Annotated in this window: 28 protein-coding genes; 16 read left to right on the forward strand and 12 right to left on the reverse strand. The window is 70.6% G+C overall.

Annotation, left to right across the window (positions count from 1 at the left end; translation table 11 throughout):
• Positions 1-85: 85 nt before the first annotated feature.
• The 6 genes from NYP07_RS16435 (at position 86) to ileS (ending at position 7,674) form a co-directional block, all read left to right on the forward strand.
• Positions 86-1,285, forward strand: a complete 1,200-nt coding sequence (locus NYP07_RS16435) for an acyl-CoA dehydrogenase family protein (RefSeq protein ID WP_268152316.1) — start codon at positions 86-88, stop codon at positions 1,283-1,285.
• Between the two features lie 18 nt (positions 1,286-1,303).
• Entirely contained in the window at positions 1,304-2,431 is a 1,128-nt protein-coding gene (locus NYP07_RS16440) for an acyl-CoA dehydrogenase family protein (RefSeq protein WP_268152318.1), read from the forward strand.
• 50 nt (positions 2,432-2,481) lie between these two features.
• Entirely contained in the window at positions 2,482-3,024 is a 543-nt protein-coding gene (locus NYP07_RS16445; protein WP_268152320.1) for a DUF3617 domain-containing protein, read from the forward strand.
• Positions 3,021-3,746 (forward strand): pseudouridine synthase, encoded by a 726-nt coding sequence (locus NYP07_RS16450; RefSeq protein ID WP_268152322.1) that lies wholly within the window; start codon positions 3,021-3,023, stop codon positions 3,744-3,746. The genes NYP07_RS16445 and NYP07_RS16450 overlap by 4 nt, the downstream gene beginning before the upstream one ends.
• A 5-nt stretch (positions 3,747-3,751) precedes the next feature.
• Positions 3,752-4,777: a bifunctional riboflavin kinase/FAD synthetase gene (locus tag NYP07_RS16455; RefSeq protein ID WP_268152324.1), complete on the forward strand. Its 1,026-nt coding sequence runs from the start codon at positions 3,752-3,754 to the stop codon at positions 4,775-4,777.
• A 74-nt stretch (positions 4,778-4,851) separates the two neighbouring features.
• Positions 4,852-7,674, forward strand: a complete 2,823-nt coding sequence (gene ileS / locus NYP07_RS16460; protein ID WP_268152326.1) for an isoleucine--tRNA ligase — start codon at positions 4,852-4,854, stop codon at positions 7,672-7,674.
• Positions 7,675-7,831: 157 nt separating this feature from the next.
• Here the strand turns inward: ileS and NYP07_RS16465 are convergent, their stop codons facing one another.
• Positions 7,832-8,338 (reverse strand): DUF1269 domain-containing protein, encoded by a 507-nt coding sequence (locus tag NYP07_RS16465; protein WP_268152328.1) that lies wholly within the window; start codon positions 8,336-8,338, stop codon positions 7,832-7,834.
• 113 nt (positions 8,339-8,451) lie between these two features.
• On the opposite strand from NYP07_RS16465, the gene lspA reads away from it, so the two are divergent.
• The 3 genes from lspA to NYP07_RS16480 all read left to right on the forward strand — a co-directional run bounded on the left by lspA (position 8,452) and on the right by NYP07_RS16480 (position 11,266).
• A complete protein-coding gene (gene lspA, locus NYP07_RS16470) occupies positions 8,452-8,946 on the forward strand; it encodes a signal peptidase II (RefSeq protein WP_268152330.1) in 495 nt (164 codons plus the stop codon).
• Complete coding sequence (locus tag NYP07_RS16475; protein WP_268152332.1) at positions 8,930-9,733, forward strand: DUF2189 domain-containing protein; 804 nt, start codon at positions 8,930-8,932, stop codon at positions 9,731-9,733. The genes lspA and NYP07_RS16475 overlap by 17 nt, the downstream gene beginning before the upstream one ends.
• Positions 9,734-9,796: 63 nt before the next feature.
• On the forward strand, positions 9,797-11,266 hold the full coding sequence (locus tag NYP07_RS16480; RefSeq protein ID WP_268152334.1) for a hybrid sensor histidine kinase/response regulator: 1,470 nt from the start codon (positions 9,797-9,799) through the stop codon (positions 11,264-11,266).
• 6 nt (positions 11,267-11,272) lie between these two features.
• On the opposite strand, the gene NYP07_RS16485 is transcribed toward NYP07_RS16480, so the two are convergent.
• Positions 11,273-12,262, reverse strand: coding sequence for a quinone oxidoreductase family protein (locus NYP07_RS16485; protein WP_268152336.1), 990 nt, complete (start codon positions 12,260-12,262; stop codon positions 11,273-11,275).
• A gap of 62 nt (positions 12,263-12,324) precedes the next feature.
• Between NYP07_RS16485 and NYP07_RS16490 the strand changes: the two genes are divergently transcribed.
• The 5 genes from NYP07_RS16490 (at position 12,325) to NYP07_RS16510 (ending at position 17,514) form a co-directional block, all read left to right on the forward strand.
• Entirely contained in the window at positions 12,325-13,227 is a 903-nt protein-coding gene (locus tag NYP07_RS16490; RefSeq protein WP_268152338.1) for a DMT family transporter, read from the forward strand.
• Positions 13,224-13,817 carry an RluA family pseudouridine synthase gene (locus NYP07_RS16495; RefSeq protein WP_268152340.1) on the forward strand — a complete coding sequence of 198 codons (594 nt, stop codon included), beginning with the start codon at positions 13,224-13,226 and terminating at the stop codon, positions 13,815-13,817. The genes NYP07_RS16490 and NYP07_RS16495 overlap by 4 nt, the downstream gene beginning before the upstream one ends.
• Positions 13,818-14,522: an SDR family NAD(P)-dependent oxidoreductase gene (locus NYP07_RS16500; RefSeq protein ID WP_268152341.1), complete on the forward strand. Its 705-nt coding sequence runs from the start codon at positions 13,818-13,820 to the stop codon at positions 14,520-14,522.
• A gap of 58 nt (positions 14,523-14,580) precedes the next feature.
• Entirely contained in the window at positions 14,581-15,435 is an 855-nt protein-coding gene (locus NYP07_RS16505; protein WP_268152342.1) for a Tim44 domain-containing protein, read from the forward strand.
• Between the two features lie 84 nt (positions 15,436-15,519).
• On the forward strand, positions 15,520-17,514 hold the full coding sequence (locus NYP07_RS16510) for a S9 family peptidase (RefSeq protein ID WP_268152343.1): 1,995 nt from the start codon (positions 15,520-15,522) through the stop codon (positions 17,512-17,514).
• Here the strand turns inward: NYP07_RS16510 and NYP07_RS16515 are convergent.
• From NYP07_RS16515 to rpsP, 9 genes are all read right to left on the reverse strand, one after another.
• A complete protein-coding gene (locus NYP07_RS16515) occupies positions 17,489-18,016 on the reverse strand; it encodes a histidine phosphatase family protein (protein WP_268152344.1) in 528 nt (175 codons plus the stop codon). The genes NYP07_RS16510 and NYP07_RS16515 overlap by 26 nt on opposite strands.
• Positions 18,016-18,777 carry an adenosylcobinamide-GDP ribazoletransferase gene (cobS, locus tag NYP07_RS16520; RefSeq protein WP_268152346.1) on the reverse strand — a complete coding sequence of 254 codons (762 nt, stop codon included), beginning with the start codon at positions 18,775-18,777 and terminating at the stop codon, positions 18,016-18,018. The genes NYP07_RS16515 and cobS overlap by 1 nt, the downstream gene beginning before the upstream one ends.
• 5 nt (positions 18,778-18,782) lie before the next feature.
• Entirely contained in the window at positions 18,783-19,808 is a 1,026-nt protein-coding gene (cobT, locus tag NYP07_RS16525; RefSeq protein WP_268152348.1) for a nicotinate-nucleotide--dimethylbenzimidazole phosphoribosyltransferase, read from the reverse strand.
• Between the two features lie 21 nt (positions 19,809-19,829).
• Positions 19,830-20,819: a CobD/CbiB family protein gene (locus NYP07_RS16530; RefSeq protein WP_268152350.1), complete on the reverse strand. Its 990-nt coding sequence runs from the start codon at positions 20,817-20,819 to the stop codon at positions 19,830-19,832.
• Positions 20,820-20,842: 23 nt separating this feature from the next.
• Positions 20,843-21,526 (reverse strand): CoA pyrophosphatase, encoded by a 684-nt coding sequence (locus NYP07_RS16535; protein ID WP_268152352.1) that lies wholly within the window; start codon positions 21,524-21,526, stop codon positions 20,843-20,845.
• A gap of 65 nt (positions 21,527-21,591) precedes the next feature.
• Positions 21,592-21,945, reverse strand: a complete 354-nt coding sequence (gene rplS, locus NYP07_RS16540; protein ID WP_268152354.1) for a 50S ribosomal protein L19 — start codon at positions 21,943-21,945, stop codon at positions 21,592-21,594.
• A gap of 124 nt (positions 21,946-22,069) precedes the next feature.
• On the reverse strand, positions 22,070-22,819 hold the full coding sequence (gene trmD / locus NYP07_RS16545; RefSeq protein ID WP_268152356.1) for a tRNA (guanosine(37)-N1)-methyltransferase TrmD: 750 nt from the start codon (positions 22,817-22,819) through the stop codon (positions 22,070-22,072).
• A gap of 4 nt (positions 22,820-22,823) precedes the next feature.
• Positions 22,824-23,339, reverse strand: coding sequence for a ribosome maturation factor RimM (gene rimM, locus NYP07_RS16550; RefSeq protein WP_268152358.1), 516 nt, complete (start codon positions 23,337-23,339; stop codon positions 22,824-22,826).
• Between the two features lie 81 nt (positions 23,340-23,420).
• Complete coding sequence (gene rpsP, locus NYP07_RS16555) at positions 23,421-23,690, reverse strand: 30S ribosomal protein S16 (protein ID WP_268152360.1); 270 nt, start codon at positions 23,688-23,690, stop codon at positions 23,421-23,423.
• A 181-nt stretch (positions 23,691-23,871) separates the two neighbouring features.
• On the opposite strand from rpsP, the gene NYP07_RS16560 reads away from it, so the two are divergent.
• The gene (locus NYP07_RS16560) at positions 23,872-24,420 is read left to right on the forward strand and encodes a GNAT family N-acetyltransferase (protein WP_268152362.1); all 549 of its coding nucleotides are present in this window, start codon (positions 23,872-23,874) and stop codon (positions 24,418-24,420) included.
• Complete coding sequence (locus NYP07_RS16565) at positions 24,417-24,851, forward strand: TM2 domain-containing protein (RefSeq protein ID WP_268152364.1); 435 nt, start codon at positions 24,417-24,419, stop codon at positions 24,849-24,851. Before NYP07_RS16560 ends, NYP07_RS16565 begins: the two co-directional genes overlap by 4 nt.
• A gap of 114 nt (positions 24,852-24,965) precedes the next feature.
• Here NYP07_RS16565 and NYP07_RS16570 read toward each other — a convergent pair whose 3' ends face one another.
• A complete protein-coding gene (locus NYP07_RS16570; RefSeq protein WP_268152366.1) occupies positions 24,966-25,976 on the reverse strand; it encodes an inorganic phosphate transporter in 1,011 nt (336 codons plus the stop codon).
• Positions 25,977-25,989: the final 13 nt, after the last annotated feature.

Here is a 25,989-nt window from a genome sequence, read left to right on the forward strand (position 1 = left end):
GTCCCTGGGCGGACAGCCAGCATGCGAACGACCGTGCTAAAAAGCCCGGCATTCCCATCACGACAACGCAGCGACGCGGAGACAAATGGACCTCAATTTCACCGATGCGGAACTGGCCTTCCGCACCGAGGTGCGCGAATGGGTGCGCGCCCACCTGCCGGCCGACATCACCCACAAGGTGCGCCATGCGCTGCGCCTGAACAAGGACGACCTGCAGCGCTGGGCCAGGATCCTCGGCGCCAAGGGCTGGCACGGCTGGGCCTGGCCCAAGCAGTTCGGCGGCCCGGGCTGGAATGCCGTGCAGCGCCATCTGTTCGAAGAGGAATGCGCCCTGGCCTGCGCGCCGCGCATCGTGCCCTTCGGCCCGGTCATGGTGGCGCCGGTCATCATGGCCTTCGGCTCGCTGGAGCAGCAGCAGCGCTTCCTGCCCGGCATCATGAGCGGCGAGGTCTGGTGGAGCCAGGGCTACAGCGAGCCGGGATCGGGCTCGGACCTGGCCTCGCTGAAATGCCGCGCCGAACGCCGCGGCGACAAATACATCGTCAACGGCCAGAAGACCTGGACGACGCTGGGCCAGTACGGCGACTGGATTTTCTGCCTGGTGCGCACCTCCACCGAGGGCAAGCCGCAGACCGGCATCAGCTTCCTGCTGATCGACATGAAGTCCCCCGGCGTCAGCGTGAAGCCCATCATCATGCTGGACGGCGAACACGAGGTGAACGAGGTCTGGTTCGACAACGTCGAGGTGCCGGCCGAGAACCTGATCGGCGAGGAGAACAAGGGCTGGACCTATGCCAAGCACCTGCTCTCGCATGAGCGCACCAACATCGCCGACGTGAACCGCGCCAAGCGCGAGCTGGAGCGCCTGAAGCGCATCGCCAAGGCCGAGGGCCTGATGGACGACGCGCGCTTCCGCGACCAGATCGCGCTGTGCGAGGTCGACGTCGTGGCGCTGGAGATGATGGTGCTGCGCGTGCTGTCCGGCGAGCGCTCCGGCAAGCAGCCGCTGGACGTGGCCGGCCTGCTGAAGATCCGCGGCAGCGAACTGCAGCAGCGCTACACCGAACTGATGATGCTGGCCGGCGGCCCGCTGGCCCTGCCCCATGTCCACGAGGCCATGGAAGCCGGCTGGCAGGGCGACCAATGGCTGGGCGGTGCCTGGATGGGCGGCGCCGCGCACGCCATCCCGCTGACCGGCAACTACCTGAACGTGCGCAAGACGACGATCTACGGCGGCTCGAACGAAGTGCAGCGCAACATCGTCGCTCAGACGGTACTCGGCTGATTGCGGGAGGCAGACAAGATGGATTTCGATTTCACCGAAGACCAGCAGGCCCTGCGCGACGCGGTGCAGCGCTTCGTCGACAAGGACTACGCCTTCGAACGCCGCCACCAGATCGCCCGCGCCGGCGGCTTCGACCGCGGCGTCTGGGAAGGCCTGGCCGGCCTGGGCCTGACGGCGCTGGCCGTGCCCGAGGCGCATGGCGGCCTGGGCTTCGGCCCGGTCGAGGCGATGGTCGTCATGGAGGAACTCGGCCGCGGCCTCGTGCTGGAGCCCGTCGCCCAGGGCGTGCTGATCGCCCCGGCCGTGCTCCGCCACGCCCCCGACGCCTTGCAGGCCGCCTGGCTGCCGCGCATCGCCGGCGGCGAGGCCCTGGTCGTGCTGGCCCACCAGGAAGCCAGGTCGCGCTACCGCCTGAACCAGGTCGCCACGCGCGCCGTCGACGGCCGGCTGACCGGCGTGAAAAGCCTGGTGCCGGCCGGCGACGTGGCCGACGCCTTCATCGTGCCGGCCCGCGTGTCCGGCGCCGACGATGCGCGCGACGGTGTGGCCCTCTACCTCGTCGAGCGCACGGCGGCCGGCGTGCACACACGGCCCTACTCGCTGCACGACGGCTCGCGGGCCGCCGAGCTCCACCTCGACAACACGCCCGCCCAGCTCATTGCCGGCCCCGACGAGGGCCTGGCCCTGCTGGAACTGGCCGCCGACATCGGCATCGCCGCGCAGGCGGCCGAGGCCATCGGCGTCATGGAGAAATACCTCGCGCTGACCGTCGACTACCTGAACACGCGCAAGCAGTTCGGCGTCGCCATCGCCAGCTTCCAGGCGCTGCGCCATCGCACGGCCGACGTGAAGATGCAGCTGGAGCTGGCCCGCTCCATGAGCTATTACGCGACGCTGCGCCTCGGCGACGCGCCCGCCGTGCGCCGCCGCGCGCTGTCGCAGGCCAAGGTGCAGCTGGGCAACGCGATGCGCTTCGTCGGCCAGCAGTGCACGCAGATGCACGGCGGCATCGGCGTCACCGACGAGTACGCCGGCAGCCACTACTTCAAGCGCCTGACCGTCATGGAGATGCAGTGGGGGGACACGATGCATCACCTGGGTGAAGTCAGCGCCCGGATGCAGGACACTGCGGGGGTGTTTGCCTGAGCAGCGCCGGTCGTCGGCGCTGCCTTCTCTTGCCTCGCGGAGAACGCCTGATGAAATTCCCTGCCCTGCTGCTGATCGCCGGCCTCGCCGGTGCCACCCATGCCCAGACCATGAAGCCCGGGCTGTGGGAGTTCAAGCAGACGCCCCAGCTCGACCCGGCGCGCCAGGCCCAGATGGCCCAGGCGCAGAAGGCCATGGAGAGCATGCCGCCCGAACGCCGCCAGATGATGGAGCAGATGATGGCCCAGAAGGGCGTCAGCATGAGCATGGCCGGCGGCACCATCACCATCAAGACCTGCGTGACCAAGGAGCAGGCCGAGCGCAATATGGCGCCGGTCACGCACCATGGCAACTGCACCCAGGACGTGAAGCGCAGCGGCAGCACCATCCAGACCCATTTCGTCTGCACCGACCCGGCCTCCGAAGGCGATGCAACGATCACGCTGCGTGGCAACGAAGGCTTCACCAACGACGTCACGGTGCGGCATCAGCGCCAGGGCAAGACCGAGGTCAGCAAGGTCAATGGCGAAGGCCGGTGGCTGGGCACCGACTGCGGTGACGTGAAGCCGATGCAGTCTTCCCAGGCCAAGTGAAGCAGAGGCTGTCGCAAATCCTGTTCAGCCAGGGTTTTGGAACGCGCCGTCTGTGTGCGGGGTTGGTATGGAACGGCGAGGTCGCGGTCCACGGTGAAGTCGTTGAAGACCCGGATGCCGAGTTCGAGACCACCGGTCTTCGCTTCACGGTCGCCGGTCAGGAATGGCCCTGCGTCGACAGGGCGCTGATCCTGCTGAACAAGCCGGCCGGCTACGAGTGCTCGCAGAAACCCAAGCACCACCCCAGCGTGATGAGCCTGCTGCCCGCGCCGCTGCGCGAGCGCGGCGTGCAGCCCATCGGCCGGCTGGACGAGGACACCACCGGCCTGCTGCTGCTGACCGACGACGGCACGCTGATCCACAAGCTGACCTCGCCCAAGCACCACGTGCCCAAGGTCTACGAGGCGCGCTGCAAGCATGTGCTGACGGCGGCGATGGTCGAGCAGCTGCTCGCAGGCGTCGAGCTGAAGGAACCCGAGGGCAAGTTCCAGCGCCCGCCAGAGATCAGCAAGGCCGAAGCCGCCGAGATAGGCGACGAGACGCTGCTGCGCCTGACGCTGCTGGAGGGCAAATACCACCAGGTCAAGCGCATGGTGGCCGCCGTGGGCAACCGGGTCGAGGCCCTGCACCGCCCGCAATTCGGCGCACTGGTGCTGCCGGCCGACCTCAAGCCCGGCGAATGGCGCTGGGTCGGCAGCCCCGCCGAGGTCTGGGGACAATAGGGCCGATGCGAGTTTTCAGAGGCTTCCACCACCCCGGCATCGCGCCCGCCTGCGCACTGACCATCGGCAACTTCGACGGCGTGCACCGCGGCCATCAGGCCATGCTGGCGCTGCTGCAGTCCGAGGCCCGCCACCGCGGGCTGCCGACCTGCGTGCTGACCTTCGAGCCCCATCCGCGCGACTTCTTCGCCGCCAGGGCCGGCAAGCCCGAGCTGGCGCCCGCGCGCATCGCGACGCTGCGCGACAAGCTCGGCGAGCTGGAGCGCTGCGGCATCGATCAGGTCGTCATCCTGCGCTTCGACGAGACTCTGGCCTCGCTGCCGCCGCAGGACTTCATCCGCCAGGTGCTGGTGGAAGGCCTGGGCGCGCGCTATGTGCTGGTCGGCGACGACTTCCGCTTCGGTGCCAAGCGCCAGGGCGACTACGCGACGCTGGATGCCGCCGGCCAGACCAAGGGCTTCGACGTCGCGCGCATGATGAGCTACGAGGTGCACGGCCTGCGCGTCAGCAGCTCGGCCGTGCGCGAGGCGCTGGCCGCCGGCGACATGGTCAGGGCCGCCGCGCTGCTGGGCCGGCCCTACGGCATCTCGGGCCATGTCACGCACGGCCGCAAGCTGGGCCGGCAGCTGGGCGAAAGCGCGCCCGGCGCGGCCGACGGCTTCCGCACGCTGAACCTGCGCTTCCCGCACGACAAGCCGGCCGCCCACGGCATCTTCGCGGTGCTCGTCCACGGCCTGGCGCCCGAGCCGCTGCCGGGCGTCGCCAGCCTCGGCAACCGGCCCACCGTCGAGGACGCGGGCCGCGTGCTGCTGGAGGTGCACTGCCTGGAATGGCCTGAATCCGAGCTCGGCCCGGAGGGGGGCTACGGTAAACTCGCCCGCGTGGAACTGCTGCACAAACTCCGCGACGAAGCCAGGTACGACGGGCTGGACGCGCTCACGGCCGCCATCGCCGCCGACACCGAGGCAGCGCGCGCCTTCCTGGCCACCCACGCGGCCCAGCGTCGCCAGACCACGCGCGACCGAATTTGAAGCGGCTCCCAGCCGCTCTTCGCTCCGCCCTCCCCGACTTCTGAATCGCCAGGCTTTTCGTCTGGCTGCACGCCATGACCACCCCGGACTACCGCTCCACGCTCAACCTGCCCGACACGCCCTTCCCGATGCGGGGCGACCTGCCCAAGCGCGAGCCGGGCTGGGTCAAGGCCTGGGACGAGCAGGGCCTGTACAAGCGCCTGCGCGACGCGCGCTGCGGCAAGCCTAAATTCGTGCTGCACGACGGCCCGCCCTATGCCAACGGCCAGATCCACATCGGCCACGCTGCCAACAAGATCCTGAAGGACATGATCGTCAAGGCGCGCCAGCTGGCGGGCTTCGACGCGGCCTACATCCCCGGTTGGGACTGCCACGGCCTGCCCATCGAGAACCAGATCGAGAAGACCTTCGGCCGCGGCCTGCCGCGCGACGAGGTGCAGGCCAAAAGCCGCGCCTACGCCACCGAGCAGATAGCCGGCCAGCGCACGGACTTCAAGCGCCTGGGCGTGCTCGGCGAGTGGGACCACCCGTACAAGACGATGAACTTCGCCAACGAGGCCGGCGAGATCCGCGTGCTGAAGCGGATGTTCGAACGCGGCTTCGTCTACCGCGGCCTGAAGCCCGTCTACTGGTGCTTCGACTGCGGCTCCTCGCTGGCCGAGTTCGAGATCGAGTACGCGGACAAGCAGTCGCCCGCGGTCGACGTGGCCTTCCGGAGCGCCGAACCGGACAAGCTGGCCGCCGCGTTCGGCGTCGCGCCGCTGACCAAGGACGCCTTCACCGTCATCTGGACGACCACGCCCTGGACCATCCCGGCCAACCAGGCGCTGAACCTGAACCCCGAGCTGCCCTACGCGCTGGTCGACACGCCCAAGGGATTCTTCGTCGTCGCCGAGGCGCTGGTCGAGAAATGCCTGGCGCGCTGGCAGCTCGAAGGCAGCGTCGTCGCCACCGTGCCTGGCCGCAAGCTGGAACTGCTGAAGTTCAAGCACCCGCTGGCCCATGTGCACCCCAGCTACGACCGCGAAAGCCCGGTGTATCTCGCCGACTATGCGACCGCCGAAGACGGCACCGGCGTCGTGCACTCCGCGCCCGCCTACGGCCTGGACGACTTCCAGAGCTGCGTCGCCCACGGCATGGCCTTCGACGACATCCTGAACCCCGTGCAGGGCAATGGCGCCTACGCGGCCGAGCTGCCGCTGTTCGGCGGCCAGCACATCTGGAAGGCCAATGCCGTCATCGCGCAGACGCTGCTGGACAACGGCCGGCTGATGGCCCAGTCCAAGCTGACCCACAGCTACCCGCACTGCTGGCGCCACAAGACGCCGGTCATCTATCGCGCCGCGGCGCAGTGGTTCGTGCGCATGGACGAGGGCGACGGCTTGTTCACGACCGACAAGGCGCCCAAGAGCCTGCGTGAAACGGCGCTCGCCGCCATCGAAGCGACCAGCTTCTACCCCGAGAACGGCCGCGCCCGCCTGCACGACATGATCGCCGGCCGGCCCGACTGGTGCATCTCGCGCCAGCGCAGCTGGGGCGTGCCCCTGCCCATCTTCCTGCACAAGGACAGCGGCGAGGCGCATCCGAACACGCTGGAATTCATCGAGCGCGCCGCGCAGCTGGTGGAGCAGAGCGGCATCGAGGCCTGGTCCAAGCTGGACGCCGCCGAATGGCTGGGCGAGGAGGCGGCCCAGTACACCAAGGGCAACGACATCCTCGACGTCTGGTTCGACTCCGGCTCCACCTTCGAGCATGTGCTCAAGGGCAGCCACAGGGGCGCTGCGCACGCGACCGGCCCCGAGGCCGATCTCTACCTCGAAGGCCACGACCAGCACCGCGGCTGGTTCCACTCCTCGCTGCTGATCGCCTGCGCCCTCTACGGCCGCGCGCCCTACAAGGGCCTGCTGACCCACGGCTTCGTCGTCGACGGCCAGGGCCGCAAGATGAGCAAGTCCATGGGCAACGTCGTCGCGCCGCAGGCCGTGTCGGACAAGTACGGCGCCGAGATCCTGCGCCTGTGGACGGCCGCGACCGACTACTCCGGCGATCTCGGCCTGGACGACAAGATCCTGGCCCGCGTCGTCGACAGCTACCGCCGCATCCGCAACACGCTGCGCTTCCTGCTCGCCAATATCAGCGACTTCGACCCGGCGACGGATGCCGTGCCGGCCGACCAGTTGCTGGAGGTGGACCGCTATGCGCTGGCCCGCGCGGCCGAGCTGCAGACGGACATCCTGGCCCACTTCGAGCGCTACGAGTTCCACCCGGTCGTCGCCAAGCTGCAGGTCTATTGCTCCGAGGACCTCGGCGCCTTCTACCTCGACGTGCTGAAGGACCGCCTCTACACGACGGCACCCAAGAGCCTGGCCCGCCGTTCGGCACAGACCGCGCTGTGGCAGATCACGCACGCGATGCTGCGCTGGATGGCGCCCTTCCTCAGCTTCACGGCCGAGGAAGCTTGGGGCGTCTTCGCCAAGGGCGAGAGCATCTTCACCGAGACCTACTGGGACTTCGGCGCGACCGACGCCGGCCTCCTGGCCAAGTGGGACCGCATCCACCAGATCCGCGACGAGGTCAACAAGGCCATCGAGGCGGTGCGCACGACGGGCGCCGTCGGTGCCTCGCTGCAGGCCGAGCTGGTGCTGCAGGTCAACGAGCAGGATCAGGCCCTGCTCGCCAGCCTGGGCGAGGACCTGCGCTTCGTCTTCATCACGTCGGCGGTCGGGCTGGTGCCTGCGGCGCAGTTCGGCGTCGTCGTCACGCCCAGCAGCCATGCCAAGTGCGAGCGCTGCTGGCACTACCGCGCCGACGTGGGCAGCAGGCCCGAGCATCCGACGCTGTGCGGGCGCTGCGACAGCAACCTCTACGGCGCGGGCGAAACCCGCACCGTCGCCTGAAAACCTCCATCCGCATTTCGCGGCGGACCGGCGCCGGGCCGCTCCCAAGCCGGCCCGCAGGCGATGTGTTTGCGGCTCAACGCCGCAAACATCGCCGTCCCCTCGGGGGACCGACCAGACTTGCCCGCGTTCAGCGCGGCAAGTCTGGGCGAGGGGCTCAAGGGAAAGCGGGTACGTTCGGCTCCATCCCCTCGAAGTGGGCTTCGGGGTGGGTGCGTTCCAGCAACTGCTCAATCTCGGTGATGCGCGTGCGCGGCACGTCGACGATGAGCAGGTAGAGCCCTTCGGCGATCGCCCGCTCGAAGCGCTTCAGCCGCCGGCTCGGCGCCGCGCTGCCGATCATGCTGGACGACCAGGTACCCAGCATCGCGCCCAGCGCGGCCAGGCCGATGACGACCGCCGCGGGCGAGCCGGCATCGACGGCGAACGCCGCCGCGACGCCGCCCGCCGCGCCCAGGCCCGAGCCGATCAGCGCCCCGGACTGGGCCGCCTCGACCAAGTCCGAGGTCTGCAGCACATTGGCCGCGTGCAGGCCGTCCATGCTCGCGCCCTCGGCCGCGACGAAGTGGATATGGCGCTCGGTGATGCGGGCGAGCAAGAGCTCGTCCATCGTCCGCCGCGCGCTGCCCAGGTCGGGCAGCAGCCAGTAGATGCGCTTGCGCATGGTGTCCTCCAGCGTGTTGGGACAATCCAGCTTCTACGCCGCTTCCGCTGCGCCCACAAGCCCCGCATCGGCGGCGCGTTACATTGACCGCCCCTCGCCTCGCGACCCATCCCATGCCCCCTCGCTCCTCGTCTCCGTCCTCCGGCCTGACCGCCTGGCTGCTGATCGCCGCCGTCATCGTGCTGGCGGACCAGTTCACCAAGATCCTCATCATCGGCAGCTTCCAGCTCGGCGACGTCCACCCGGTCACCGGCTTCTTCAACCTGGTGCGCGCCCACAACTTCGGCGCCGCCTTCAGCTTCCTGCACGGCGCCTCGGGCTGGCAGCGCTGGTTCTTCCTCGGCCTGGGCCTGGCCGCCGCGGCCTTCATCGTCTGGATGCTGCGCCGCCACGGCCACCAGAAGCTGTTCGCCTGGGCGCTGACGCTGATCCTCGGCGGCGCTCTGGGCAACGTCATCGACCGCGCCATCCACGGCTATGTCGTCGACTTCATACAGGTCCATGCGGGCGGCTGGTATTTCCCCGCCTTCAACGTCGCAGACAGTGCGATCACCATCGGCGCCATCCTGTTGATCCTGGATGAACTGCGCCGTGTCCGACGCACCTGAGCCCCCTCCGCGCGGCTACGTCCCCTACGTCCCCGAGCCCGCCGTCGAGCTCGGCCCGCCGCTGCGGCGCCTGCCGCTGTCCGCGCCGCTGCACTGGCTCAGGCTGGGCTGGGCCGACCTGCGGCGCGCGCCCGCCATCGGCGGCTTCTTCGGCGCCTGCTTCGCGCTGATGGGCCTGGCGGTGCTGATGGTGTTCCGCCACGCACCCATCTACACGCTGGCCCTGTGCGCCGGCTTCCTGCTGCTGGGGCCGCTGCTGTGCCTGGGCCTCTACCAGGTCAGCCGGCGCCTGGAGCTGGGCCAGACGCCGCGCATCGAGGATGCCCTCGGCGCCTGGCTGCCCAACGTCCGGCAGATCGCCATCTTCGGCTTCGTGCTGCTGATCCTGGAAATGCTCTGGGGCCGCGCGGCCCTGGTCGTCTTCGCGGTCAGCTTCGACGGCATGCCGGATTTCGCCGGCTCGGTGTCCAGGCTGCTGAGCGCCGACCACCTCGGCTTCATCGTCGCCTACCTCGCCGTGGGCGCCGTCTTCGCGGGCCTGATCTTCGCGGTCAGCGTCATCGCCATGCCGCTGCTGCTGGACCGCGACACGGACGCCGTCAGCGCCGGCCTGGCCAGCCTCAAGCTCTGCCTGACCCAGCCCGCCGTCATGCTGTTCTGGGGCCTCGTCGTGACGACGCTGACCGTGCTGGCCATGCTGCCCTATTTCGCCGGCCTGCTCGTCGTCGGCCCCTGGCTGGGGCACGCGAGCTGGCATGCCTACCGGGCTGCACTGGGCGCCGATTAGCGCAGAAGTTCACGCGGGCGGCTTTGTCGAACGGTGACAATCGCGCGCCGCTCGACACCCTCCATGCTTCTCGACTTCGCCAGCCTCAGCCACTACGACTGGCTCGACGTCCCCCTGTGGGTCTTCGACCCGGACCAGCAGCGCAATCTGTGGGCCAATGCCGCGGCGCTGCGCTTCTGGCATGCCGAGAGTGCCGAGGAATTCCTGTCGCGCGACTTCGCCGAGCATGGCGACACCGTGCGCGAGCGCCTGGCCGTCACCGCCGCCGACCACGCGCAGGGCAAGATCGTGCGCGAACAGTGGACGCTCTACCCCAAGGGCGAACCGACGACGGTGATGCTGGTGTCGCGCGGCATGCGCACGCCGGACCGTCGCCAGATCATGCTGTTCGCGGCCGACTCGCTGGGCGGCGGCGCCGACGTGTCGATGCTGCGCGGCGTCGAGGCGCTGCAGCACACCTCGGTGCGCATCGCCGTGTTCGGCCTGCAGGGCGGCGAGCTGCTGATGCGCAACCCCGCCGCCGCGCTGACCTTCGGCGACACGCCGCCCGGCCCGGGCCAGACCGAGTTCACGCGCCTGTTCGCCCACCCGAGCGACGCCACCGGCGTTCTTGGCCGCGTGCAGCGCGGCGAAACCTGCCGCCAGGACGTCGAACTGCAGACCCTGGCCGGCCTGCGCTGGCATGCGCTGGACGCGCGGCCGATGCGCGACCCGGTGACCGGCGACACGACGCTGCTGCTGAACGCCCGCGACATCGCCGACCTGAAGGCCAGCCAGGCCGCCCTCGTCGCCGCCCGCGAGGCCGCCGAGGCCGCCAGCCAGGCCAAGAGCAGCTTCCTCGCGAACATGAGCCACGAGATCCGCACGCCGATGAACGGCGTGCTCGGCCTGACCGAACTCGTGCTGCAGGGCGACGACCTGAACGAGCGCCAGCGCCGCTTCATCGCGATGGCCCACGACTCCGCCAAGGGCCTGATGACCATCATCAACGACCTGCTGGACGTGGCCAAGATCGAGGCCGGCCGCACCGTCATCGACGAGCAGCCCTTCTGCCTGCACGACTGCCTGGCCGAGTCGCTGCAGCCGCTGCTGCAGCAGGCCCTCGGCAAGGGCATCCGGCTGCATGCCCGCGTGCAGCCCAGCGTGCCCCAGGAGCTCGTTGGCGACGCGCTGCGCCTGCGCCAGGTGCTGATCAACCTGATCGGCAATGCGCTGAAGTTCACCGAGCACGGCGAGGTGCGCATCGAGATCGCGCTGGCCGAAGCGCAGCGCAGCGATGCCCCCGGCCGCCTGCGCCTGCGCATCGCCGTGACCGACACCGGCATCGGCATGACGCGCGACCAGATCGGCCAGATCTTCGACCCCTTCACGCAGGCCGACGGCAGCATCACGCGGCGCTACGGCGGCACGGGCCTGGGCCTGACCATCGTGCAGCGCCTCGTGGGCCTGATGGGCGGCGACGTCAGCGTCGAGAGCGAGCCCGGCCTGGGGTCGAGCTTCAGCTTCGAGATCGCGGTCGGCGTCGCCGGCTGACCTCGCTCAGGGCAGCAGCACCGCGCTGCCCAGCAGCCTGCGCGCCTCCAGGTCGCGGTGGGCCTCGGCCACGTCGGCCAGCGCATAGCGTTTGTCGATGCGGATCCTGACCTTGCCGCCGGCGACCATGTCGAACAGCTCGTTGCCCATCGCCTGCGTGGCCTGGTGCGTGGCGATGTGGGTGAACAGCGTCGGCCGCGTGACGTAGACCGAGCCCTTGGCCGCCAGCGTGCCGATGTTGATGGGCGGCACCGCCCCCGACGCGCCGCCGAAGCTGGCCAGCAGGCCGAAGGGCGCCAGGCTGTTCAGCGAGCCCTCCCAGGTGTCGGCGCCCACCGAGTCGTAGACCACCTTCACGCCGCGGCCGCCGGTGATCTCGCGCACCCGGGCCGCGAAATCCGCATCGCGCCGGTAGTTGATCGCATGGGCCGCACCGTGGTCCAGCGCGAGCTGGCATTTCTCGTCGCTCCCAGCCGTGCCGATGAGCTGCAGGCCGAGCGCCCGCGCCCACTGGCAGGCGATCAGGCCCACGCCACCGGCCGCCGCGTGGAAGAGCACGAAGTCGCCCGCCTGCAGGCCGCCCTGCGGCAGCGTGCGGCGCAGCAGGTATTGCACCGTCAGGCCCTTGAGCATCATGGCCGCGCCGGTCTCGAAGTCGATCGCGTCGGGCAGCTTCAGCACGCATTTGGCCGGCATCACGCGCGCCGTCGCATAGGCGCCCGGCGGCTGGCTGGCGTAGGCGGCGCGGTCGCCCACGCTCAGATGCGTGACGCCCTCGCCCACCGCCTCCACGACGCCCGCGCCCTCCATGCCCAGCCGGGCCGGCAGCGGCAGCGCATAGGCGCCGTTGCGGTGGTAGACATCGATGTAGTTCAGCCCGCAGGCGTGGTGCCGGATGCGGATCTCGCCGGGGCCGGGAGCGCCCACGTCGACGTCCACCAGCTTCAATTGCTCCGGCCCGCCCGGGGCCGCGATGACGACCGCCTTTTCACCCATAGCTCTCTCCTCGTTGAGTTGTCGGCTATCGTGCCAGCCCTTTGCCTGCCGCGCCGCACCCCGTGAAGCTGACCCCACGCCTTGCCCTGCTGTTGACGCTGCCGCCGCTGTTCTGGGCCGGCAATGCCGTCGTCGGCCGCATGGTGCGCGACGCCATCCCGCCGCTGACGCTGAACGCGCTGCGCTGGGCGCTGGCCCTGCTGCTGCTCGCGCCGCTGGCCTGGCGGCTGCTGGCCGACCCGCGCCCGGCGCTGGCACGCTGGCGCGGCCTGGCCTGGCTCGGTTTTCTCGGCATGGGTTGCTACAACGCGCTGCAATACCTCGCGCTGCACACCTCGTCGCCGCTGAACGTGACGCTGATCACCGCCAGCATGCCGGTGTGGATGCTGGGCGTGGGCGCCCTCGCCTACGGCGTCAGGCCGACGCGGCGTCAGCTCGCCGGCGCCGGCCTGTCGCTGCTGGGCGTGGCCGTCGTCATCGCACGCGGCGACCCGGCGGCCCTGCTGGCCGTGCACTTCGTGCCGGGTGACCTGCTGATGCTGCTGGCCCTCTTCACCTGGGCCCTCTACTCGTGGCGGCTGGCACGGCCGGCACGGGGCCTGGGGCCCGGCGAGAAGCCCGACTGGAACTGGGCCGAGGCGCTGATGGCCCAGCTGATGTTCGGTGCCGTCTTCTCGGGCCTGTCGGCCGGCATCGAGCAGGTCGTCGCACCGGCCGCCATCCACTGGAGCCCGGCCCTCGTCGCGGCGCTGTTCTACGTCGCCATCGGCCCCTCGCTGATCGCCTACCGCTGCTGGGGCCTGGGCGTGGCCGAGGCGGGGCCGGCGCTGGCGGGCTTCTTCGTCAACCTGACGCCGGTGTTCGCCGCCGTCATCTCGGCCGCCCTGCTCGGCACGGCGCCGGCCTGGTACCACGGCCTGGCCTTCGCGCTCATCGCGGCCGGCATCCTCGTGTCATCGCGATGATGCGCATCGTCCACGCCGACGACCGCCTGGTCGTCATCGACAAGCCCGCCGGCCTGCTCAGCGTGCCGGGCCGCACCGAGTCCGACTGCGCCAGCGCCCGCGTGCAGGCCGCCTACCCCGACGCGCTGATCGTGCACCGCCTCGACCAGGCCACATCCGGCCTGCTGCTGTTCGCACGCGGCCCCGATGCGCAGCGTGAGCTCAGCGCCGACTTCGCCGGGCGCCGCGTCGGCAAGACCTATGTCGCCGTCGTCGCCGGGCACCTGGAAGGCGAAGGCCTGATCGACCTGCCGCTGGGCGCCGACTGGCCCAACCGGCCGCGCCAGCAAGTCGACCTGGAACAGGGCAAGCCCTCGCAGACGCGCTGGCGCGTGCTGGCCCACGAGGGCGGCCACACCCGCGTCGCGCTGGAGCCGCTGACCGGCCGCAGCCACCAGCTGCGCGTGCACCTCGCCCACCTCGGCCACGCCATACTCGGCGATGCCCTCTATGCCGAGCCCGACATCGCCGCCACCAGCCCGCGCCTGCTGCTGCACGCCAGCGAGCTGCACATCGGCGGCCACCACTTCGTCTGCCCACCGGAGTTCTGAATGCATCTCTACATCGTCACCGGCAGCTCGCGCGGCCTCGGCACCGCCCTCGCCAGGCAATTGGCCCAGCCCGGCAACACCGTCGTCGGCATCGCCCGCAGCGCCAACCCGGCTCTGCAGGCCGAGCAATGGGCGCTGGACCTGGCCGACCCGCTGCCCGCCGCCGAACGCCTGCAGGCTTGGCTGCGCGCCCACACCGGCTGGCAGAGCGCCACGCTGATCAACAACGCCGCGCTGCTGAGCGAGCCCGGCCCGCTGGCGGCCAGCGACCTGGCCGGCCTGTCCGCGGCGCTGCGGGTCGGGCTGGAGGCACCGGTGCTGCTCAGCCGCGTCTTCCTCGCCGAGACGGCCGGCGTGCCGCGGCGGCGCATCCTCAACATCTCCTCCGGTCTGGGCCGCCGCGCGATGGCCGGCAGCGCGAGCTACTGCGCGGTCAAGGCCGGGCTGGACCACCTCAGCCGTGCGCTGGCGCTGGAGGCGCCGGATGTCGGCATCGTGTCGCTGGCCCCCGGCGTCATCGACACCGACATGCAGGTCCAGCTGCGCGGTGCCGACCCGGCCCGCTTCCCGGAGCGGGCCCGCTTCCAGGGTCTGAAGGACGGCGGACAGCTGCAGACGGCCGAAGCCACGGCGGCCTCGATTGTTCGGTTTCTGTTGCGGCCAGACTTCGGAGAAACCGTAGTTGCCGACATCCGGGACGCTTGAAAATCCTGAGTCTCGCCGGCAGCTGTCCGGCTGCTTCCCACGCTTTCCGGAGACTCGCTTGAACCGCATCCTTGCCGTCAGCCTCGCCGCCCTGCTGGCCTTCGCCCTGCCCGTCCACGACGCCGAGGCCAAGCGCCTGGGCAGTGGCGGCATGAAACGCAGCACCCCGACGCAGACCACCCCCAACATGCCGCCCGCCCGGCAGCCGGCGGCACCGCAGCAGGCCGCCCCGGCCAAGCCCGCGCCCCAGCCCGCCGCCGCGCCCAAGCGCTCCTGGATGGGCCCGCTCGCCGGCCTGGCCGCCGGCCTCGGCATCGCCGCGCTGGCCAGCCATTTCGGTTTCGGCGAGGGCCTGGCCAACCTCATGACGATGCTGCTGCTGGGCTTCGTGGCGGTGATCGCCATCCGCTTCCTGCTGCGCCGCTTCGCCGCGCCCAAGGCCCGGCTGGCCGGCGCCAACGGCATGAACTTCGAGGCCGCCCAGCCCCAGGCCCAGCTCGTCCAGCCCGCCTTCCAGCCTCAATCCGCCGTGGGTGGCTCGTCGGCGCTGCTGGCCGGCTTCGACGCCGCAGGCTTCGAGACGCTGGCCAAGCAGGTCTTCATCCGCCTGCAGGCCGCCAACGATGCCGGCGACCAGGCCGACCTGCGCCGCTTCACGACGCCGCAGATGTACGCCAGCATCCAGCACGAACTGCTGGAACGCGGCGGCGCCATCCAGCGCACCGAGGTGCTGCAGCTCGACGCCGGCGTCATCGACATGGCGACGGAGAACGGCGAGCAGCTCGTGTCGGTGCGCTTCCGGGGCCTGGTGCGCGAGGACAGCCAGCAGGCGGCCACGGATTTCGACGAGGTCTGGCACCTCGCCAAGGCCGACGACGGCTGGCTGATCGCCGGCATCCAGCAGACGGCATGACCCAACTCACAGCGGGTTAGATCTGACCCGCAGCCCCACCAAAATGGGCGCTCCAAGCGCCCATTCCGTTTTCCAAGGCCCTCCATGATCCGTCTCTCCCTCTGTGCCCTCGGCATCACGCTGCTGGCGGCCTGCGCCGCTGCGCCAAAAGCGCCGGAAGCCACCGTGGCGCCCAACGCCAACCTCTTCGTCCAGGGCATCCCGCCCGTGCCGCAGAGCCTGGCCGACGCCGTCGGCCGCTACAACGACTTCCGCGGCCATGGCTTCGCCGACTGGCACCCGACGCGGCGCGAGATGCTGGTCAGCCACCGCAAGGCCGGCGCCAACACGGCGCAGCTGTTCCGCGTGACGGCGCCGCTGGCCGACGGCGAGCAGCTGACGGACGGCATCGACCCGGTGACGCAGGCGAGCTACGAGCCCCGCAGCGGCCGCTACGCCGTCTTCGAGCGCGCCATCGGCGGCAACGAGGTCGCGCAGCTCTACCGCCTGCCGCTGGACCAGGCCGGCGCCCAGCCCGTGCTGCTGACGTCGCCCGACGAGCGCCACGCGATGAACGCCTGGCTGCGCAGGAGCGGCCAGCTCATCTACTCCGCCGTACCCATCGACCGCACGGCCCAGGGCGGCACGCGCAGCAGGATCACGACGACGCTGTGGCTGATGGACCCCGAGAAGCCCGAGGGCCGGCGCAAGCTCGCCGAACTGGACGGCGGCGGCTGGAGCGCAAGCCAGGCCTCGCCGGACGAACGCCTCGTCGCGCTGACCCGCTATCTGTCGGCCAACGAATCGCAGGTCTGGATGCTGGACCTGGACAGCGGCGTGCCCAGGCAGGTCGCGCCGGCCGCCGGCAGCCAGGAGGCCAGGGCGGCCTATGCGCCGGTCGGCTGGGCGCCCGACGGCCGCACGCTGTGGATCGCCACCGACCGCGCCGGCGAGTTCCGCGAGCTGGCGCGGCTGGACCTGGACAGCGGCCGCATCGAGCGCGTCAGCGGCCACATCCCCTGGGACGTCAGCGGCGTCTCGCTGACGGACGACGGCCGCAAGCTGGCCGCCCGGTTCAATGTCGACGGCCGCGAGGAGCTGCATTTCTTCGACGCCGCCACGGCCAGGGAGCTGCCCGCCCCGGCGCTGCCGGCCGGCAATGTCGGCGCCGCCCACTACGACCACGCCCGCGCCGAGCTGGCCTTCTCGGTCAGCAACGCGCAGGGGCCGGGCCAGGTCTATTCCCTGGCCGCCGACGGCAGGCTGCAGCAGTGGACGCGTGCCTACGCGCCGCCCGGCATCGACACCTCCGGCTTCAGCGAACAGAAGATCGTGCGCTGGAAGAGCTTCGACGGCACCACCATCTCCGGCCTGCTGACGCCGCCGCCCGCGAAGTTCAGCGGCAGGCGCCCGGTGCTGATCGCCATCCACGGTGGCCCCGAGTCGCAGGCGCAGATGGGCTTCCTGGGCCGCAATGCCTACTACGTGCAGGAGCTGGGCATGGCGCTGATCCAGCCCAATGTGCGGGGCTCGGCCGGCTACGGCAAAAGCTTCCTGGCGATGGACAACGGCTTCAAGCGCGAGGACTCGGTGAAGGACATCGGCGCGCTGCTGGACTGGATCGCCACGCAGCCGGACCTCGACGCCTCGCGCGTGCTCGTCACCGGCGGCAGCTACGGCGGCTATATGACGCTGGCCGTGTCGACGCACTATGCCGACCGCATCGCCGGCGCCATCGACGTGGTCGGCATCTCGCACTTCGTGACCTTCCTGAACAACACCGAGAGCTACCGCCGCGACCTGCGCCGCGTCGAGTACGGCGACGAACGCGACCCGGCCATGCGCGCCCACCTGGACAAGATCTCGCCGCTGACCAATGTGGCCAGGATCAAGAAGCCGCTGTTCGTCGTGCAGGGCCGCAACGACCCGCGCGTGCCCTATACCGAGGCCGAGCAGATCGTCGCCAAGGTCCGCGAGGGCGGCACGCCGGTCTGGTATCTGCGCGCCGAGAACGAAGGCCATGGTTTCCAGAAGAAGGAGAACCAGGATTTCCAGATCTACGCGACCGTCCTGTTCATGCAGCAGACGGTATTGAAGTAGGCCGGCCATAGGCGGGCGGCGGCGGCCAGCTGGCCGGTGCCGGCACGCCGCCCCGCCACTGCCGCGCATTGATCCAGCCGCCATGCCCGACGACCAGCGCACAGCACGGCTGCCAGGCGGCGGCGCGGTCGAGGAGCCGGGCCAACGGCTCGCCGCCATCGAAATCGAAGCCGCAGAAGTCGGCCATCCAGCGCTCGAACTCGGGCGCCGGAATGCTCGCCCAGGGCCGGCCGTCCCAGGCGCCGAAATCCATCTCGGCCAGCGTCGCGTCCACCCGCCAGAGAAAGCCCCAGCGCCGCAGCCAGCGCCCCACGTCGGCCGCGCGCGCCAGCGGCGACGTGACGACCTCACGCGGCAGGCCGTGGCGCCGCGCGTGGGCGCGGATGCGATGGGCCAGGCGCTTGGCCTTGCGTGGGTCGACGGGCAGGTCGGTCCGACCGCCGATGCAGCGCCCCGCCGCACCGCGCGGCCTGGGGTGGCGCCAGATCGTGAAGGCCGGCATCAGAGCGAGGCCGTGAACGCCAGCAGCACGGCAATCTCGGTCAACTGCTCGGTCGCGCCCAGGCCGTCGCCCGTGTAGCCGCCCAGGCGGCGCTTCAGCCACTGCCGCATCGCCCAGGCGACGAGCAGCGCCGCGGCAAGGGCCAGCAGCAGGCGCGGCGGCGGAACCCCGCAGGCCGCCAGCGTCAGCGCCAGCAGGCCGCACCAGCCCAGCGCGATGCCGAGGTTGCGCGGCGCAACGGCCAGCGCCAGCGGCTTGGCCTTGGCGTGGTCCACGTCGCCGCCGTAGGGCAGGCCGACCATGACGCCGACCGCCGCCGCGCGTGCGAAGGCATGGCCGGCCAGCAGCGCCGCGACGGCACCAAGCACCGGTCGCGTCGCCAGCACGGCCAGCAGCGCCGCACGCAGCAGCAGGCTCAGTCCCAGGGCCAGCGCACCATAGCTGCCGATGCGCGAGTCCTTCATGATGGCCAGCGCCTTGTCGCGCGGCACGACGCCGCCGAGCGCGTCGAAGGTGTCGGCCAGGCCGTCCTCGTGGAAGCCGCCCGTCAGCGCCACCGTCGCGGCCAGCGCGAGCACGGCGGCAATCCAGGCGGGCCAGAGCTGGGACGCGCCAAGCAGCACGGCCGCACCGACCGCGCCGACCAGCGCGCCGACGAGCGGGAAGTGGCGCACACAGTCGTTGAGCCAGCCCGGCTCGAAGCGCGCCAGCCGCACCGGCAGCCGCGTCAGGAACTGCAGCGCGACGAGAAACAGCCGCACGCCGCCTACTCGCGGTTGCTGACCCCGGCGCTCTCGAAGCTGGCCATCTCGGTCAGCAGCGCGCAGGCCGCCGTCAGCAGCGGCCAGGCCAGCGCCGCACCGCTGCCCTCGCCGAGGCGCAGGTCCAGGTCCAGCAGCGGGCGCGCGGCCAACTGCTGCAGCCAGCGCGCATGCGGGCCTTCGGCCGAGCGGTGGGCGAACACGCAGGCCGCGAGCACGCCGGGGCGCAGCGCCTCTGCCAGCGCGACGGCAGCCGTCGTGATGAAGCCGTCGACGACGACGACGCGGCAGCTGGCGGCGGCGGCGATGACGCTGCCGGCCATCGTCAGGATCTCGAAGCCACCCAGCGCCGCGGCGATCTGCAGCGGCGTCCGCGCGGCGACATTGGCGGCCAGTGCGTCGCCGAGCACGGCCAGCTTGCGCGCCACGCCCGCATCGTCCAGGCCGGTGCCGCGGCCCACGCAATCGGCCAGCGGCAGGCCGGTCAGGCGGGCCATCAACAGGCTGGCCGACGAGGTGTTGCCGATGCCCATCTCGCCGAGCAGCAGCGCATTGCCCGGCAGGCGCTCGACCAGGGCCATGCCGTTGCGCAGCGCGCGTTCGGCCTGCTCGATCGTCATCGCCGGGCCGGCGCTGGAATCGGCCGTGCCGGCCGCGATGCGCAGGTCGACGGCGCCTTCGGCCAGCGGCGCATCGACGCCGCAGTCCGCGATCGTCAGCGCCAGGCCTTGCTGGCGCGCCAGCACCGACACGGCCGCGCCGCCGGCCAGCATATTGGCCACCATCTGCGGCGTGACCTCGCGCGGATAGGCCGACACGCCGCGCCGCGACAGGCCATGGTCGGCGGCGTAGACGACGAGCTGGGGCTGGCGCAGCGCGGGCTTGTCGACGCCCTGGATCAACGCCAGCTGCAGGGCCAGCGCCTCGACGCGGCCGAGCGCGCCGAGGGGCTTGGTCTTGTGGTCGATGGCGTGCTGCACGCGCGCGGCAAGACCGGGCTCGGCCAGGGCCGGCAGTTCGGGAAGGTTCATGGGTGGGTCGGGTGGTCGGGGTCAGCCGACGAGGTTGGCCAGGGTCAGCAGTGCGAGCAGCAGCATCCACAGCACGACGGAGCGCCAGACGAGGCCGACGACGCTCTGCAGATGGGCGAGCTGGGGCGGCGCGCCGGCCGTGGAGCCGGCGGCGCCGGTGGCGTCGGGCTCGGAGCCCGCATCGAAGGTCTTGCTGCGGTCCGGCGTGATGCCGGGCGCCGCCGCACCGCCCAGCTGCAGGCCGACGGCACCGGCCGCGGACGCGAGGATGATGCCCTCGTTGGGATGCAGCCAGAGACTGGCGTCGCGGCGCCAGCCGTTCACCGCCTCCTCGAAGTTGCCGACGATGGCAAAGCCCGTGGCGGTCAGCCGCGCGGGCAGGTGGTCGACGACGGCGAAGGCCTGGCGCGACAGCGCGAGCAGGCGCGGGTTGGTCGGCGCGTCCAGCGTGCGGCTCTTGAAGGCCCAGTAGCGGCTCGCGAACTCGGCCATGCGGTACACGATGGCGCCCGCCGGGCCCAGGCCGACCGTGGAGCAGACGATGAACCAGAAGAACACGCCGAACACATGGCGGTGGGCCGCGAGCAGCGAATGCTCGATGACGTGGCGGATCAGCTCGGTGCGCGGCAGCTCGCTGGCGTCCAGATGCCGCCACTCGGCCAGCAGCTGGCGCGCCGTGGCGTCGTCGCCGCGCTCCAGCGCATCGCGGATGTCGGTGAAGTAGTGGCTGAACTGGCGGAAGCCCAGCGTCAGGTAGAGGATGAGGACATCCAGGCCGAGCGCCAGCAGCAGGCTGAAATGGCGCAGGCCCCAATAGACCAGCGTGACGACCAGGCCCGGCACCAGCACCGTGATGGCCCAGACGACGGCGGCGTGGTGCTCGTCGCCGGCATCGAAATTGCGGCCCGTCCAGCGCACCCAGCCGATGACCGACTGGTGCACGCGGTTGCCATGCCTCAAGGGCTTGAGTTGCTCACACAACAGGGCCAGCAGCACCGCGAAGAAATTCATGGGCCGGGATGATAGTGGCGCGCTCAGCCCGCAATCAGCAAACGGTAGAGGTTGCGCAACATCGCGGCCGTTGCGCCCCAGATGAAGTGCTCGCGCTCGGGGCCCTGCCAGGGCATGGACAGGAAGCGCCGCTCGCCGCCGGCGAACTCGAAGCGGTGGTGCTGGTGGTGGGCCGGGTCCATCAGGAAGGCCAGCGGCACCTCGAAGGCCTCGGCGACCTCGAAGTCGTCGAGCTGCAGCGTGAAGCCCGGCGCGACGAGGCCGACGACCGGCGTCACCTGGAAGGCCGTCACCGTCGAGTAGACGGGCAACTGGCCGATGATGTCGATGTAGCTGCGCGGCAGGCCGATCTCCTCCTCGGTCTCGCGCAACGCGGTCGCGACGGGGCCGTCGTCCTCGGGCTCGACGCGGCCGCCAGGGAAGCTGATCTGGCCCGCGTGGTCGCGCAGGTGTTCGGTGCGGCGGGTCAGCAACAGGTTCAGGCCGGCCTCGCGCTGCACGAGGGGCATCAGCACGGCGGCACCGGCCGGCTCGCGGTCCACGAACAGCCCGCCATCGCCGGCAAATTCGGGCGTCCAGGACGGCAGCGCCCGCAGCCGGGCACGGATGGCCTGCGGCGTCAGCGCCGAGGCCGGGACGGCGGGCAGGTGGCTGTCGACGCTCGTGACCGGCACGAGTTGGGGCTGGGTGATGGCGGGGCGTTTCATGCGTGAAAAAACAAAAGCCGCCGAGAGCGTAGCTCCGGGCGGCCTCGGCGGTGGGAACCGGCTGATTAAGCCAATTTCTCTTTGATTCGAGCCGACTTGCCCGAACGCTGGCGGAGGTAGTACAGCTTGGCACGACGGACATCGCCGCGGCGCTTGACTTCGATGGAAGCGATCAGCGGGCTGTACAGCTGGAAGGTGCGCTCGACGCCTTCGCCGCTGGAGATCTTGCGGACGATGAAGCTGCTGTTCAGGCCGCGGTTGCGCTTGGCGATGACGACGCCTTCGTAGGCCTGCACGCGCTTGCGGCTGCCTTCGACGACGTTGACGCTGACGATCACGGTGTCGCCGGGGGCGAAGGCCGGAATGGTCTTGTTCAGGCGAGCAATTTCTTCTTGCTCAAGGGTTTGGATCAGGTCCATCTGTGCTCCTACGGATCTTGGCGGGCCGCTATTTATCGGGGTGTTTGCAGCTGGTTTTCACCTGCCACTCGACCTGCCAGAGGATCGGACAGCCCGTGAGTATAGCCGGGCTTGAGGGTTTCGCCTAGAGCTTGGCCAGGAAGGCCTCGTCGGCCTTGCTGAGCCGGCCCGCGGCCCGGGCGGCTTCGAGGAGCTCGGGGCGCCGCGCGGCCGTCAGCGCCAGCGAACGCTCACGGCGCCAGCGCCGGATGTCGGCATGGTGGCCGGACAGCAGCACCGGCGGCACCTCGCGGCCGTCGGGAAGGACCTCGGGCCGGCTGTAATGCGGGCAGTCCAGCAGGCCGTCGCTGGTCTCGGAAAAACTGTCCTGCTGGTGGGACTGGGCGTCGCCGAGCACGCCGTCCTGCAGGCGCGCGACCGCGTCCAGCAGCGCGAGCGCCGGCAGCTCGCCGCCGGACAGCACGAAGTCGCCGAGGCTGATCTCCAGCGTGACGTGGCGGTCCAGCACGCGCTGGTCGATGCCCTCGTAGCGGCCGCAGAGCAGCACGCCGCCCGGCCCGGTGGCGAGCGACTTCACCAGGGCCTGGTCCAGGCGCCGGCCCGTGGGCGTGAAGTGGATGACGGCGGGCTCGACCTCGCCGCGGTCGGCCTTCACGGCCGAGAGCGCGCGCTCCAGCGGCTCCGCCAGCATGACCATGCCGGGGCCGCCGCCATAGGGCCGGTCATCGACACGGCGGTAGTTGTCCTCGGCGAAGTCGCGCAGCGGCCACAGCCGCACGTCGACCTGGCGGCTCTCGAAGGCGCGCCGCGTGACGCCATGCGTCAGATGCGGCGCGAACAGCTCCGGGAAGATCGTCAGGACGTCGAAGCGCATGACTTCAGAAGTCGAGGCCCCAGTCGACCGTGATCCGCTTCGCCTCGAGACTCACGTCGTCGACGAAGGCGCCGACGAAGGGGATCAGCCGCTCCTGGTCGGGCTTGGCCGGCTCCTCGACGCCGGGCGGCAGGATGCGCAGCACCGCGTGCGGGCCCGTATCGATCAGGCCGATGACGCGGCCCAGGGGCTGGCTCTCGCGGTTGACGACGTCCAGGCCGATCAGGTCGACCCAGTAGAACTCGCCGTCGGGCGTGCGCGGGAAGTCGCTGCGGGGGATGTGGATTTCGTGGCCACGCAGCGCCTCGGCAGCGTTGCGGTCGTCCACGCCCTCGGCCATCGCGACGATGCCCTCGCCCTGCTCGCGCACCGAGCGCACGGCCAATTGCAGCTGGCCGGGCTTGGGGCCGGTGGATTTCAGATACCAGCGCTTGGCGCTGAACAGCGCATCCGCGTCGGCCGAGTAGGCCTGCACCTTCAGGCCGCCCTTGATGCCCCAGGCATCGAGGATGCGGCCCACCGGCACGAGATCTTCAGGCCATGAAGCAAAAGACGGCGCCAAGGCGCCGTCTTGCTGAGGCTTGTTGCCTGCCACGCGCACTTAGGCGGCAGCGGCGGGGGCCACGGCGGCCGTCTTGGCCTCGCCCACCAGGCGGGCGACGGTGGGCGACAGCTGGGCGCCGACGCCGATCCAGTAGCTCACGCGGTCCTGCTCGACGCGCAGCTTTTCGGCGGCGCCGGAGGCGACGGGGTTGTAGAAGCCGACGCGCTCGATGAAGCGGCCGTCACGGCGCTGGCGGCTGTTGGCGACGACGATGTTGTAGAAGGGGCGCTTCTTGGAGCCGCCGCGAGCCAGACGAATCACAACCATGATGTTTCCTAAAAATTGGGCGACCACCGCACGAGGAGACACTCAAGTAGCGATCAAGTCGATGGCAGGAACCCCTGCCGGGGGAGGCGCTGTAGATACGCCGCGGCCATCCGCGACCAGCGCCAAAACCGCGCATTATAAACTCGACGAAACCCTTTCGGGCAGCCTCCGAAACCGACAGATGTCACAGCCTTCCGCCGCCACGCCCCTGACGATCCGCCCGAGCACCGACGCCGACCTCCCCGCCATCCAGGCCATCTACGGCCGGGCCGTGCGCGAAGGCACCGGCACCTTCGAGACCGAAGTCCCCGCCGTCGAGGAGATGGGCCGGCGCCGCGCCGAGGTGCTGGGTCGCCAGCTGCCCTGGCTGGTGGCCGAGCGCGGCGGCGAGATTCTCGGCTATGCCTACGCGAACTACTTCCGCCCTCGCCTGGCCTACCGCTTCTGCGTCGAGGACTCCATCTACCTCGCGCCGGCCGCCCAGGGCCAAGGCGTCGGCCGGCTGCTGCTGGCCGAGCTGATCGCCCGCTGCGAAGCCGCCGGCGCGCGCCAGATGCTGGCCGTCATCGGCGACGCGGCCAACGCCGGCTCCATCGGCGTGCACACGGCGCTCGGCTTCCAGCACACCGGCGTGCTGAAGAGCGCCGGCTGGAAGTTCGGCCGCTGGCTGGACGTGGTGCTGATGCAGCGCACGCTCGGCCTGGGCGACAGCGCGGTTGCAGCCGAATGAGCGCGGGCATCAAGCACAAGGCCGTCGCGACCTGGCTGGCCCTGGGGGTCGGCGCCTTCGGCCTGCACCGTTTCTACCTGCACGGCCCGAAGGACCGCTGGGGCTGGCTGTTCCCGCTGCCGACGCTGCTCGGCCTCGTCGGCGTGCAGCGCATGAACCACCTCGGCCAGGACGACAGGCTGGCCTGGGTGCTGATCCCGCTGCTGGGCATCAGCCTCGTCGCGGCGCTGATCGGCGGCATCGTCTACGGCCTGACGCCGGACGAGCGCTGGAACGCGCGCTTCAACCCGCGGCGGCCCGCCGCGCCGGCCGGCTGGGGCGCCATCATCGGCGTCGTGCTCTGCCTGCTGATCGGCGGCACGGCGCTGATGGCGACCATCGCCTTCAGCGCCCAGCGCTATTTTGAATCGCAGCAGTCCGCCACGCCTTGAGTTCGTCGCGGCGCCCCGCGCCGCGTCCCCTCCAGCGGCTGCCGTGGAGCCGGCTTTGCCGGGCCACTGGCAGCGCCCCCTTGAGGGGGCGGCCGTCAGGCCGTAGGGGGTGGGTCAATACAGCGTGAAGCTGATCCAGTAGCAGGCGCCGGCCACCAGCGCCGCGGCCGGGATCGTGAAGATCCATGCCCAGACGATGCTGCCGGCCACGCCCCAGCGCACGGCCGAGGGCCGCTGCACCGAGCCGACGCCGACGATGGCGCCGGTGATGGTGTGGGTGGTCGACACCGGCACGCCCAGGGCCGTGGCCAGGAACAGTGTGATCGCGCCGCCGGTCTCGGCGCAGAAGCCGCCGACAGGCTTGAGCTTGGTGATGCGCTGACCCATGGTCTGCACGATGCGCCAGCCGCCGAACATCGTGCCCATGCCGATGGCGACGTAGCAGGCGAAGATGACCCAGGTCGGCGGCGCCTTGTCGCCGACGCCGACCATGCCGGCCGCGATCAGCAGCATCCAGATCAGGCCGATGGTCTTCTGCGCGTCGTTGCCGCCATGGCCCAGGCTATAGAGGCCCGCCGAAACGAGCTGCAGCCGGCGGAACCAGCGGTCGACGCGGATCGGCGACGTGTGCCGGCAGATCCAGGCCACGATGACCATCATCAGCGAGCCCAGCAGATAGCCCAGCAGCGGCGACACGATGATGAAGGCCACCGTCTTCCAGATGCCGCCGGCGATCAGCGCCGACGGGCCGGCCTTGGCGACGACGGCGCCGGCGATGCCGCCGATCAGCGCGTGCGACGAGCTCGACGGGATGCCCCACCACCAGGTGATGCCGTTCCAGGCGATGGCGCCGATCAGCGCGCCGAAGACGACGTGGTGGTCCACGATGCCCGGCTCGACGATGCCTTTGCCGACGGTGGCCGCCACCTTGAGCTGGAAGATGCCGATGGCGACGACGTTGAAGAAGGCCGCGAACAGCACGGCCTGCTGCGGCTTGAGCACGCCGGTCGAGACAACGGTGGCGATGGAGTTGGCGGCGTCGTGGAAGCCGTTCATGAAGTCGAACAGCAGGGCCAGCACGACGAGCAGGGCCACCACCCAGAAGGCGATTTCTGCCTGAGGCATGGTCGCTCCCGGA

It is taken from the genome of Pelomonas aquatica (assembly GCF_026712205.1).
GTDB classification, from domain to species: Bacteria; Pseudomonadota; Gammaproteobacteria; order Burkholderiales; family Burkholderiaceae_C; genus Pelomonas; species Pelomonas aquatica.